Annotated in this window: 14 protein-coding genes; 1 reads left to right on the forward strand and 13 read right to left on the reverse strand. The window is 37.5% G+C overall.

All coding sequences use genetic code 11. The features are described from left to right. The 10 genes from HFP08_RS28380 to HFP08_RS28425 all read right to left on the reverse strand — a co-directional run. On the reverse strand, window positions 1–507 hold a 507-nt coding region (locus HFP08_RS28380; protein WP_168124003.1), incomplete at its 3' end, for a GNAT family N-acetyltransferase. 301 nt (window positions 508–808) lie between these two features. Then, on the reverse strand, window positions 809–1,390 hold the full coding sequence (locus tag HFP08_RS28385) for a hypothetical protein (protein ID WP_168124004.1): 582 nt from the start codon (window positions 1,388–1,390) through the stop codon (window positions 809–811). Between the two features lie 280 nt (window positions 1,391–1,670). Next, the gene (locus HFP08_RS28390; protein WP_168124005.1) at window positions 1,671–2,132 is read right to left on the reverse strand and encodes a GNAT family N-acetyltransferase; all 462 of its coding nucleotides are present in this window, start codon (window positions 2,130–2,132) and stop codon (window positions 1,671–1,673) included. A 258-nt stretch (window positions 2,133–2,390) separates the two neighbouring features. Then, window positions 2,391–2,969 (reverse strand): DNA topology modulation protein, encoded by a 579-nt coding sequence (locus HFP08_RS28395; protein ID WP_481856633.1) that lies wholly within the window; start codon window positions 2,967–2,969, stop codon window positions 2,391–2,393. 202 nt (window positions 2,970–3,171) lie between these two features. Further along, window positions 3,172–3,777 carry a hypothetical protein gene (locus tag HFP08_RS28400; protein ID WP_168124006.1) on the reverse strand — a complete coding sequence of 202 codons (606 nt, stop codon included), beginning with the start codon at window positions 3,775–3,777 and terminating at the stop codon, window positions 3,172–3,174. 889 nt (window positions 3,778–4,666) lie between these two features. Then, the gene (locus HFP08_RS28405; RefSeq protein WP_168124007.1) at window positions 4,667–5,392 is read right to left on the reverse strand and encodes a hypothetical protein; all 726 of its coding nucleotides are present in this window, start codon (window positions 5,390–5,392) and stop codon (window positions 4,667–4,669) included. 287 nt (window positions 5,393–5,679) lie between these two features. Continuing rightward, on the reverse strand, window positions 5,680–6,135 hold the full coding sequence (locus tag HFP08_RS28410; RefSeq protein ID WP_168124012.1) for an NUDIX hydrolase: 456 nt from the start codon (window positions 6,133–6,135) through the stop codon (window positions 5,680–5,682). 271 nt (window positions 6,136–6,406) lie between these two features. Continuing rightward, window positions 6,407–6,955, reverse strand: a complete 549-nt coding sequence (locus HFP08_RS28415; protein WP_168124013.1) for a nucleoside/nucleotide kinase family protein — start codon at window positions 6,953–6,955, stop codon at window positions 6,407–6,409. Window positions 6,956–8,570: 1,615 nt separating this feature from the next. Beyond that, window positions 8,571–9,137 (reverse strand): hypothetical protein, encoded by a 567-nt coding sequence (locus HFP08_RS28420; protein WP_168124008.1) that lies wholly within the window; start codon window positions 9,135–9,137, stop codon window positions 8,571–8,573. Window positions 9,138–9,405: 268 nt separating this feature from the next. Then, window positions 9,406–9,993: a hypothetical protein gene (locus HFP08_RS28425; protein WP_168124009.1), complete on the reverse strand. Its 588-nt coding sequence runs from the start codon at window positions 9,991–9,993 to the stop codon at window positions 9,406–9,408. A 216-nt stretch (window positions 9,994–10,209) separates the two neighbouring features. Between HFP08_RS28425 and HFP08_RS28430 the strand changes: the two genes are divergently transcribed. After that, on the forward strand, window positions 10,210–10,554 hold the full coding sequence (locus tag HFP08_RS28430; RefSeq protein ID WP_168124002.1) for a hypothetical protein: 345 nt from the start codon (window positions 10,210–10,212) through the stop codon (window positions 10,552–10,554). Here HFP08_RS28430 and HFP08_RS29635 read toward each other — a convergent pair. From HFP08_RS29635 to HFP08_RS28440, 3 genes are all read right to left on the reverse strand, one after another. Further along, window positions 10,516–10,611, reverse strand: a complete 96-nt coding sequence (locus HFP08_RS29635; RefSeq protein WP_346768772.1) for a putative holin-like toxin — start codon at window positions 10,609–10,611, stop codon at window positions 10,516–10,518. The two genes, HFP08_RS28430 and HFP08_RS29635, sit on opposite strands and share 39 nt — an antisense overlap. Window positions 10,612–10,985: 374 nt before the next feature. Beyond that, on the reverse strand, window positions 10,986–11,471 hold the full coding sequence (locus HFP08_RS28435) for an NUDIX domain-containing protein (RefSeq protein WP_206109341.1): 486 nt from the start codon (window positions 11,469–11,471) through the stop codon (window positions 10,986–10,988). Between the two features lie 283 nt (window positions 11,472–11,754). Further along, window positions 11,755–12,171, reverse strand: coding sequence for an NUDIX domain-containing protein (locus tag HFP08_RS28440; protein WP_168124010.1), 417 nt, complete (start codon window positions 12,169–12,171; stop codon window positions 11,755–11,757). Between the last annotated feature and the right edge of the window lie 156 nt (window positions 12,172–12,327).

Raw genomic sequence — 12,327 nt, forward strand, 5'->3', positions numbered from 1 at the left:
TGAATGACGGAATAGACTAAATTTCAAAACTCGTTTTCCATAATTCGGAGATCCTAGTAGAGACCGCAACGAAGGCATCACGGATTCAGGATATCGTTTAAATCCTACTTTCTCCCAAAATCTTTGTCCTTTGGGATTCGATTCTAATACATCGATTTCAATCTTGGTTAAGTCAGTAAAGCGTGTCTTCTTCAATAATTCTATTCCAGCAATTCCATATCCCATATTACGAAATTCTCGCCTTATAAAATATTGTCTTATATATACTTGTTTGTCATCTTCTTTGCCTTGTACATTTTGATATTGATATAACGCATATCCAATTATGACCGTATCATTCATGATTAAATCAATTTCCCAAGAGTCTTTAAGAAAGTCAGACATTCTTTGCTCTAATTCCTGCATTCCCATTGGGTTTGAACTGTTCTCATCTTCAATTAGCTGCTTGTTCATTTCAGCCAATATTTTCAGATCAGAGTTTTCAGCACTTTGCAAACGAAGAGACAATTTCACATCACCTCAAGTAATAATGATTTGGATCTTAAATATATTACTGGCTTCGGTCTGTCGTATAACGTTTTTGTATTCACGAACCTTCACTGCCTTAAACGACCGGAGGGAGTGGCCGCGACGCGGTTAGGCAGTGCAAGGTTGTCCGGCTGAATTGGCTTCCCTGCTACTAGAACGGCTTAATTATAGCCGTTCTATTCCTGCTTCGGTCCGGACCAAGGAGCCGGAGGCGACGCAGCGTGAATACGGTGTTATAGGATGTCAGCGTCATCTTCGAATTTCTTTCAAGATATCTTATTTATTTGTTACGTTCTATATTTCTTATAATTAGTTCTATAGATTTCTTTGTTGAGTGCCAGTCAAAATGTGAATGCCCCGAATAAGAACTTGCAAGGTATGCACAGTTTTGAACTAATAATTCAAATCCAAGCTGTGAAGAATTAATAATGGCGAGATCCTTACTCGCTTTAACTCTTAATTGCTCATCGTATTTCCATCGTTGCCAAGTATCCCATATCGATTCATCATGTGAATCTAACAATTTGATATTATAAGTTTCTGGTTTAGTGTACTTAATAGATGATTTGATTTCCCTTAAATGTTTTTGATTTAATGGTGTGATTGCACCATTGAAAACAAATAAATCACAACTTAAATCATCTTCACGTCTAAAATAAAGTATATCGTGTGTTCGCATAGCGTGCTCAAATAAACTAGCTAATAAAAACATTTCAGAACAGTCATTTGCATCAACCAAAAGCACATGACCAAGTTCTTCTCTGACTTTGATCTTAATATCTTTTTGACTTAAAACTACTGTTGTGACTTCAGTATTTTGAATTTTTGTTTTTATTCTACTAACAGTCAATAAACGAGACATATTGTGACTCCTAATTGAATTGATATTGTATTGATTTACGCTTTACGCTGATTTCCTATAACGTTTTTGTATTCACGAACCTTCACTGCCTTAAACGACCGGAGGGAGTGGCCGCGACGCGGTTAGGCAGTGCAAGGTTGTCCGGCTGAATTTGCTTCCCTGCTACTAGAACGGCTTCATTATAGCCGTTCTCTTCCAGCTTCGGTCCGGACCAAGGAGCCGGAGGCGACGCAGCGTGAATACGGTGTTATAGGATGTTCCGGCCTTCTTGAATCTACTCTCAAAGTTCTTTACTCAGTCTTATCATGTCTTTACATTGTATTCCATTCTCATATATTTCTTCTTCATATTTTCTTATAAAAAAATCTTTATCAATTCCTACAATTCTAAATCCGCATTTCTGATAGAATATTAATTGATATATACTTGTATTTGCAGTACCAACTTCAATTATATTACCTTTTAGTTTCCTGGCTTGATCTATTGCCTTTTCTATTAATTGCTTACCAATCCCTTTACCCTGATGTTCTTCTTTAACTGATATATTTACTATCTCATAGGTTTTTGTATAACTTTGTATTAATACGAATTGTCCAACTATTTCCATTCCATTAAAGGCTAAATAACAAAACCCCTTATTGATATACTCATCGATTAATATCTTAGATGGATCTGCAAGTAACAGCAGATCATAAGGAATTTCATCACGTTTAACATCTAAAAGTTTAAAACTGATATTCATGAAACTTCTCCTTTATGATCTTGCCGGAATTTCCTATAACGTTTTTGTATTCACGAACCTTCACTGCCTTAAACGACCGTAGGGAGTGGCCGCGACGCAGTTAGGCAGTGCAAGGTTGTCCGGCTGAATTCGCTTCCTTGCTACTAGAACGGCTTCATTATAGTCGTTCTCTTCCAGCTTCGGTCCGGACCAAGGAGCCGGAGGCGACGCAGCGTGAATACGGTGTTATCAGATGTCGTCGACTTCTTGAGTTCACCTTCAAAATCCTTTCGTACTCTCTAATTTATTTATTAATTCCCTTACTTCTTTTCTATTCTTCAATATTATAATTTGTTTTTCGTTTTTAATTTGTTCAAGTTTAGTTATCGTTTTCATTCTACTTCTTTTTCTATAATTCCAAATCCATTTAAAAAATTCCCAATCTAATTTTTCTTGACACGCCTCGTTCATATCAGGTCTAGTTTTCTTATGATACATCACTCTTCGTTTGAGTACTCGATACAAACATAGCCACTTCGACATGTCTAAATAAATAATTAGATCAGCATGCTTTATCCTGGTATCCATAGTTCTTGAGTAATTTCCATCAATAATCCATTCTTTTTCAGTTGTGAAATTTTCAACAATTTGGTCCCATTCTTCATTGGGAGTTGGCACCCAATTTGCCTTCCAAAAATACCGGTCTAAATGAACGACTGGAAGATTGAGTATATTACTTAATCTTTGTGATAGGGTTGATTTTCCTGAACCACCAGAACCTAAAATAAGAATACGGTTCATAAATTTGTCCCCTTTTCTTAGATCTTCGACGATTTCTGATAACGTTTTTGTATTCACGAACCTTCACTGCCTTAAGTGACCGAAGGGAACGGCCGCGACGCGGTTAGGCTGTGCAAGGTTGTCCGGCTGAATAGGCTTCCATGCAACTTAAACGGCTTCCTTATAGCCGTTCTATTCCTACTTCGGTCCGGACCAAGGAGCCGGAGGCGACGCTGCGTGAATACTTTGTTATAAGATGTCCCCGCCCTCGAAGCCTTACTCAAAACTCTTGTTTTATATTACTTTTTGACTTTCTATATAGTCTTTCTTTCCATTTTCTATCCTTTTCCCCTGGCTTAGGATTTTCAATAAGTTCTATCCCTTTACCGGTTATAAGCTCTTTATCAAGGGCTTTTTCTATTAATTCATATCCTCTAAAATCTAAAAGGGTTTTAAGCTCTGTCTGTGATAATATCTGCTCGTCCTTTAGTTTCATTCTTATGGTTCTCAAATACAATTGTTTCGGTATTTCTTTATTCTCAAATGATTTTATAATTTTGTCGATCTGACTGTTTTGAATCACATCGCTTTTTATAGCATTTACAATTATACTCTCAACAGCTATATATCTATCCACTGAATACACTTCAATCAAGGTAACCAATAATTCATCTGTCCATTCCATTTCACTGTAAAATGACCAAAGAATATGCTCTTTAACGGAATCGTTTATCTTCAATTTGTCTATATTCTCTGTCAAATACTTTAATGTTTCCCGATCAAGAATTGAATGGATTGATAGTTGTTCATCTATTTCAAGAGAATGTATAAGATCATCAATATAATGAAATTCATCATTCGCTATAAATTCAGTAATTTGTTTCAAAAAATCTTGAACATTAATAATTTATGCACATCCTTTCTTTCGAGGTTTTCTAATCTTTGCGGGGATTTCTTATAACGTTTTTGTATTCACGAACCTTCACTGCCTTAAGTGACCGAAGGGAACGGCCGCGACGCGGTTAGGCAGTGCAAGGTTGTCCGGCTGAATTGGCTTCCCTGCTACTGAATTTACTTCTTCGAAACCACTTCTTCTGCTTCGGCCCGGACCAAGGAGCCGGAGGCGACGCAGCGTGAATACGGTGTTATAAGATGTCCCCGCCTTCTTGTGACACTTTCAAATATGTTCTTGATCTATATACGCTTTTGATCTTACATACGCTCTTGATCTTCATATACGTTTTTGATCTTACATACGCTCTTGATTTTCCATATGCTTTTGATCTTACATACGCTCTTAATCTTCATATACGTTTTTGATCTTACATACGTTTTTGAACTTACATACGCTCTTGATCTTACATACGCTCTTGATCTTACATACGCTCTTGATCTTACATACGCTCTTGATCTTACATACGCTCTTGATCTTCATATACGTTTTGATCTTACATACGCTCTTGATCTTCATATACGCATTTGATCTTATATACGCTCCTGATCCTCACCTATACATTGGGTTCAAGACCACTTTTATTAAGAATTCACTTTACAATCTTTGCGGGGATTTCTTATAACGTTCTTGTATTCACGAACCTTCACTGCCTTAAGTGACCGAAGGGAACGGCCGCGACGCGGTTAGGCTGTGCAAGGTTGTCCGGCTGAATTGGCTTCCCTGCCACTGATATACTTCAATCGAATCCGCTTCTTCCTGCTTCGGTCCGGACCAAGGAGCCGGAGGCGACGCAGCGTGAATACGGTGTTATACGACGGATTTAACCTTCTTGAATAAGCTTCCACGAATTCTTTGAATAATGTAACCACATCTTATATTCTGTGATTTTATCCTTTAAATCATAAACGCTATCCATTTCTCGATAATGTCCAACTTCAGTTATTGGTATTTGAATAATATCATTATCTTTTCTAATCTTTGATAAATTAATAAATAAACCTTTCTCTGTTAATTCCAATAGTACCCTTGAAATATCTCTTGGAATATTAATAAACGTCCTTCTAGTCAATTTCTCTAATTTGAATTCAATTACTTTTGATATCATCATTTCATATTCCTCTATATTTGTTACATAGAGTTTGTTAAACCAACCATCATCATGAGCGTAATAGGAAAATCTTACCTTTGGTATCTCATGCAATGGTTTTGCAAGATGACCGAAAAATAATAATTCAGCTATTTGTAAGTTAGTTAATTGATCCAGATCTTCTTCTATATTAAAATCTACCCAGCAAAAATCTCCATACCCATATACGTAATCATTAATTAATTCATCGATTCTTTGAGATGTTACATAATCAAATCGAGATAGCTGATTCCACTCGGCATTATCAAAATCATGTTTAAGTAAAATTAAGTTTTCAGGTCTATTATTCATACAAGCCATAAATTCATGAAATTCAATACCATATGAATAAAAGCATTTATTCTCTGCTTCGTTTCCGCTAACGTAGATAATTTCTCTAATATTCTGTTTTTTCTTCATTGAACTTGCCCTCATATCTTTCAAATATATATTTGTTAAATCTGTCGTATAACGTTCTTGTATTCACGAACCCTCACTGCCTTAAACGACCGGAGGGAGTGGCCGCGACGCGGTTAGGCAGTGCAGGGTTGTCCGGCTGAATTAGCTTCCCTGCCACTGAATCATCTTCTTCGGAACCTCTTCTTCCTACTTCGGCCGGACCAAGGAGCGATAGCGACGCAGCGTGAATACGGTGTTATAGGATGTCGCAGACCTCTTTGAACAACTTACAAGTCCCTTTATTCTTTCTACCATTCTTTTATATAGCCCGTTTTTTCTAATACTAGTTTTGTTACAGGGTTTATATTCTCTATGGGTTCTTCCAGTTTAAAATATTTCAATTCCATTCCCTCATCATCATTTACCATTGCTTGTCCTTCAATATCAACTGCTTCATATACTGCCATTACATTATAGATCTCATCTCCATGTGGATATTTGTAGTACATATCCGAACCTGAAAGCATTGAAATCAACTTAAATGATTTAGCCCTTAATCCAGCTTCTTCATATAATTCTCTGGCAGCCGCCTCTTCTAAAGATTCACCTAATTCAAGCGCTCCTCCAATGGTTCCCCAATCGTAACTATCCGATCGTTTCTGGAGCAATAAATGTCCTGATTCATTAAAGACTAATACACAAGATCCAACCATAATCAACGGTTGACTGCCGAATTTCTTTCTCAGTTCCATGATATAACCGATGTAAATCACCTCATCTGTTGTATTAATCTTTAATTTGCCTTTCTGCGATTTCCTATAACGTTTTTGTATTCACGAACCTTCACTGCCTTAAACGACCAAAGGGAGTGGCCGCGACGCGGTTAGGCAGTGCAAGGTTGTCCGGCTGATTAGACTTCCCTGCTACTGATATACTCCAATCGAATATGCTTCTTCTGCTTCGGCCGGACCAAGGAGCGATAGCGACGCAGCGTGAATACGGTGTTATGCGAAGCTCTTGACATCTTTGTAATACTCACAAGATTCTTGTTCTTATTTCTTCTATTATCTTGTTTGTAATTTCTCTTACAGTTAGTTTTCCGTCAATTATTATGTTTGAATTTGGTTTTACTGATCTAATCATTTCTATATATCCTGTTCTTCCGTTAGTTAAATAGTTTATAAGATCGTTTCTTATAGCATTTGGTTTTTCTGAGTAATCTCTTACAATTCGTCTTGCCATTGCAATATCTAATGGTGTATCAATATATATCGTAAGATCAATCAACTCTTTCATTCCATCATTCAAATATGCAAATGGATAATCCACTATAATAAAATCAATTTGTTCTTCCTTTGAAAGTACTGAATTTATATCTTGAATCAATGGAGCAAGATCCCATTCATTATAATCGGCCCCATTGTTTACCCATTCAATAATGTCCTTAGGGCTTTCCTTGAAGTCATAGTCATCAAAGTAGAGTGCAGTGCAATTTGAAAGTTCCTGGTTCAATTGGTTTGTTACAGAGGTCTTTCCACCTCCAGAAACAGCAGCGATAGTAATTATTGTTGGTTTAATTGGAATTGTCAAAATTCATCGACCCTTCTGATGGAGAATTATACTTGTTATTGAATTATTGTCTCTTCAAGAGTTTCGCATAACGTTCTTGTATTCACGAACCTTCACTGCCTTAAACGACCGGAGGGAGTGGCCGCGACGCGGTTAGGCAGTGCAAGGTTGTCCGGCTGATTAGGCTTCCCTGCTACTGAATCTTCTTCTTCGAAACCACATCTTCCTGCTTCGGCCGGACCAAGGAGCCGGAGGCGACGCAGCGTGAATACGGTGTTATGAGATGTCGGCTCTTCTTCGAGTTACTCCCCAATACGCCCTTCATTCAATTCAAATTGTTTTAAATCGTCCTTCAACATCTCTTAATATCTCTTAATATCTCTTAATATCTCTTTCCATTTTTAAACATCTCTTAACATATCACAATGTTTTATATAACTTCTAATACGACTTTGATACTGAACGGTCTTGCATATATAATATGCACTTAACGAATTTAACACCTGCTATTCAATTGTAAATATGTGGAGAGATTCTGTCTATGAATTATTGTATAAGTCTTTCGTTATCTGCTTAAATATGACCCCCCACTTCGCCTAGATGCGATGGAAGTGACTTCAGTCGCCCACTATTCAAGACACATAAGAGTAACCGATATCTTTACTTATATTTTGAAATGTTTTTAATCAAAAATGGCAATCACATGGCCAATAAATATAAAATTCAGTTAATTCTCTTGGTTTATATGCTCTTAGCCGATTTCTCATAACGTTTTTGTATTCACGAACCTTCACTGCCTTAAGTGACCGGAGGGAACGGCCGCGACGCGGTTAGGCAGTGCAAGGTTGTCCGGCTGACTATGCTTCCTTGCTACTAGAACGGCTTCATTATAGCCGTTCTTCTTCCAGCTTCGGCCGGACCAAGGAGCCGGAGGCGACGCAGCGTGAATACGGTGTTATCTGATGCAGGCTCTTCTTCGAACCCCTTTCAAATTCTCCTTTCATTCTATTCAGGATTTATTCAAACTGGTTTCAAATTGTCATTTAACATCTCTTAACATCTCTTAATATCTCTTAATATCTCTTAATATCATTTCATTTAATTCGTATTTCAAAGAGTCTTTCCATTTGAAGCCCTGAATTGGTTTAGCAGGTTTCTATTCAATTGTAAATTTATGGAGTTCCCTTGTCCATAAATTCTTGAATAGAGTTTCTTGATATTAATAAAAATAAAAAACTGCAGACTATAACTAAACTCGATAAACGTAACAAATCGCTTGATGCAAACTAGAACGAAACAAGTAACCAACGAACTATTCACTTGTTAAATCTGTTTAAATGAAGGGAGTTTTATACCCGAATTTCAAATATTCTGTTAATTCTGTTCATCTCTTAAGCACTTAGCCTGTTTCAGATAACGTTTTTGTATTCACGAACCTTCACTGCCTTAAGTGACCGAAGGGAACGGCCGCGATGCGGTTAGGCTGTGCAAGGTTGTCCGGCTGAATTAGCTTCCCTGCTACTGAATCTACTTCTTCGGAACCTCTTCTTCCTACTTCGGCCGGACCAAGGAGCGATAGCGACGCAGCGTGAATACGGTGTTAGCTGATGTAACCGACCTCTTGAAATACTCACAAAATTCCTTTTACTATTAGTCTAATTTCTTTAAATAGGTCAGTTTCAATTTTTTCTATCCATTCATTTGGGTTAGTAATTTTTGTTGGGAAGTTGCTTTTATTCAAAGAATAATATTTCAATTGAAGATAACTACTTATCGGAAAATCTTGACCATACCATTGTTTTTGATATCCTATAAATCCATGATTCTCGAGCAATAATTCCATGGATTGAACTACTACTGTAATAAAATCATTCAGATAACATTGTCCTTTAAATACTTGTTTCCCAGGAAGAGTTTTTATCCCATCTTCATAGCAATTAATTATAATTTCGATTTTATCTTCATTAATTTTATCGATCTTCCAAGTATGTATTGCTGGTTCAGAATCCATATCAAACTGTACCTGTTGTTTAAGTTCACCTGCAGGAACATATTCAGGTATTAATTGTTCAATTGACTTCACTAAATCAACCAAAGGTTCAGATAGGTAACTTGGGAAAATATAAATCTCTTCTTCTGCAATCTTAAGGTGAATGTCTGCCCAGCCTATGCTGGTAAGACTATAAGTAAATATCACTTTCAATCACTTCTTTCAGTTTTTGACATCGGTTATTTCAGCTAACGTTTTTGTATTCACGAACCTTCACTGCCTTAAGTGACCGAAGGGAACGGCCGCGACGCGGTTAGGCTGTGCAAGGTTGTCCGGCTGATTAAACTTCCCTGCTGCTGATTCTTCTTCTTCGAAACCACTTCTTAATGCTTCGGCCGGACCAAGGAGCCGGAGGCGACGCAGCGTGAATACGGTGTTATAAGATGTCCCCGCCTTCGTAGCAATTTCTAAATAATTACTTCTCCGGGTTATATTCTTCGATTGAAACATATTTTCCGACCTTTGGTGTACTAGAATCAGCACTAGGAAATAAATACAGGGTATTTAAATATAAATCTGTTGTTAAATCTCCTGAGAATCCTGCAATAATATGAAGTTCACGCTCTTTATTCTCTTCAGGTGTTGTATTTCTGCCTAAAGAAAGATCACCATACAATTTATATTCAAGGTCTAATACTTCTTTCTTATCAAAAAAATCAATTGACGTTTTGGGTTCATACTCTTTAATTAATTTATTAATTATCAATTTAATATCGCTAAATAATTTAGTTGGTTCATCTAAATTCACAGGGTTTAATAATACATATAAATTAGTTCCTTTATCAAATCTCTCATTTGAAATTGTATATACAACTTCATAATTTGTATTCTTAGATATACTTCCATTGTCTTCTATTGAATTGGATTTTTGCGTTTCATTCGATGAATCTTGTTCAGCAATAGTTTCATTTGGATCACTTTTCGATTTATCAGAATAATTATAGATCCCACTTATAATTAATATCACGAGAATGATCCATACAGTATTCTTTTGTTTTTTCATTCTTTTGCTCCTCTATATTTAATTTTAGGGGATTTCTTATAACGTTTTTGTATTCACGAACCTTCACTGCCTTAAACGACCGTAGGGAGTGGCCGCGACGCGGTTAGGCTGTGCAAGGTTGTCCGGCTGAATAGGCTTCCTTGCTACTAGAACGGCTCCATTTTAGCCGTTCTCTTCCAGCTTCGGTCCGGACCAAGGAGCCGGAGGCGACGCAGCGTGAATACTGTGTTAGACGAAGTTAACGACTTCTTGAAATACCTACAAATGCACTTATTCGCCTTTATACAAGTTTTTATTTATAATTTCTTCTCTTCAAGATATGTTTTAGTTAATGTTGTTAATTATATTCTTTTCAATCTTATTCGCACTTTAGAAGTTCACTTCTTTTTCCAATTGTGTTATCATATTTTTAAAGAAGCCGAGTGCGCTAACACTCGGCAGACAAAAGGCTTGGATGGGCTTATCCCTTCTAAGTTAAAAGGTAATAGACCTCACCTGGGCGTGCAACCTTTGGGTGGGGTCTTACTTTTTCTTGAAGTTATTCGAGATGTATGTCAGTAGGGCAAGAATAAATGATCCAAATAATAACATGATCGTTATTGCTGCTTCTACTTTCATGGCATCACCTCCTTTCGAAGGGATACCATGCCCACCCAAGATTCGATTGTCTTAACCATATTGTACCATTAAGACACCGTATGATACAGAACAAATATTCTTGTTTTTGTTGATTTTTATATGGGTTTCGTTAATTTCGTCTAACGTTTTTGTATTCACGAACCTTCACTGCCTTAAACGACCGGAGGGAGTGGCCGCGACGCGGTTAGGCAGTGCAAGGTTGTCCGGCTGAATAGGCTTCCTTGCTACTAGAACGGCTTCATTATAGCCGTTCTCTTCCAGCTTCGGTCCGGACCAAGGAGCCGGAGGCGACGCAGCGTGAATACTGTGTTATCAGATGTTGGGGCCATCTTTGATATACTTCCAAAATCCCTTTATTCTCTTTCAAATACTTGTTTCTCTAATTGATGATCTTCTATTAATTCTATATTTCTTTTGGTTTCTACATACTCTTTAATTTCTTTCTTAATGTTTGGAAACAGTAATATTGAATCAATCTCATCTATTGGAATCCACTTTACAGCTGATTGATGCGGATCGGGTCTACTAGGTAACTTTGGAATTGAATTTACTTTTAATTGGCATTCAAAAATAAGATGTAATCCATGAGGATCTTGCATACTATACTCTCCTGATTGTTTGTGTGGTGTCATTTCATAGGTTAAGGCAAGAGGTCCTACTGTAACTTCAGCCGAAGTTTCTTCTAGAACCTCTCTTGCAACTCCTTCTTTAATCGTCTCACCTGGTTCAAGTCCACCTCCAGGGAGGTTATAATGAATGCCGTTGTCATCATATTCAACAAGGAGAATAGAATCGTCCTTTATAATTAAACCGGTACATCTAATTCTAACATGTGGCAAGATCGTGTCCTTCTTTCTTGTGGTTTTATATTTCTTTGCACTTTAAAGACTTGCCCCAATTTCTGATAACGTTTTTGTATTCACGAACCCTCACTGCCTTAAGTGACCGAAGGGAACGGCCGCGACGCGGTTAGGCTGTGCAAGGTTGTCCGGCTGAATTGGCTTCCCTGATACTGAATTTACCTCTTCGAAACCGCTTCTTCCAACTTCGGCCGGACCAAGGAGCCGGAGGCGACGCAGCGTGAATACGGTGTTATATGACGTTCTCGCTTCCTGCGTTCACCTACAAATTCTTTTTCGTGTTTAATGCAGTTATCAAAGCATTTTTATCTCGCTCTCTTCCAATAATCGTCTTTGTCATTTTAATCAATTCGAAAGCCTCTTCAATTGTAACCCATTTGACTTCTTGGGTTTCCTTATCAAATTCAGATTGGTCATTTATTGGTTGCATAAGATAATATTTTGTTACACAAGTTTCAGATTTGAATTCGCCGGGAATCGCTTTTAAAATCTTACATTCGTAACCAGTTTCTTCTTTTACTTCTCGTAAAGCTGTATCTTCAGGTGATCGATCATTAATGTCTGTCCCGCCCTTCGCAAAGGTCCAAACATAACCTCCCCATTGTCCTAAGGGACTTCTCATTAGCACTTGACCTGCGTTGTTAAAAACAATTCCTCCATAAGCGAATTCAATTTCCAAAAAATCTCTCCTTTGTTTTTGGTTTTTCTCTTTTTATTGTTTTTAAGATTTTCGAGAATGTCATATAACGTTTTTGTATTCACGAACCTTCACTGCCTTAAACGACCGAAGGGAGTGGCCGCGACGCGGTTAGCCAGTGCAAGGTTGTTCGGCTGA

The sequence above is a fragment of the Paenibacillus sp. HB172176 genome, assembly GCF_011947265.1.
Classification (GTDB): Bacteria; Bacillota; Bacilli; order Paenibacillales; family Paenibacillaceae; genus Pristimantibacillus.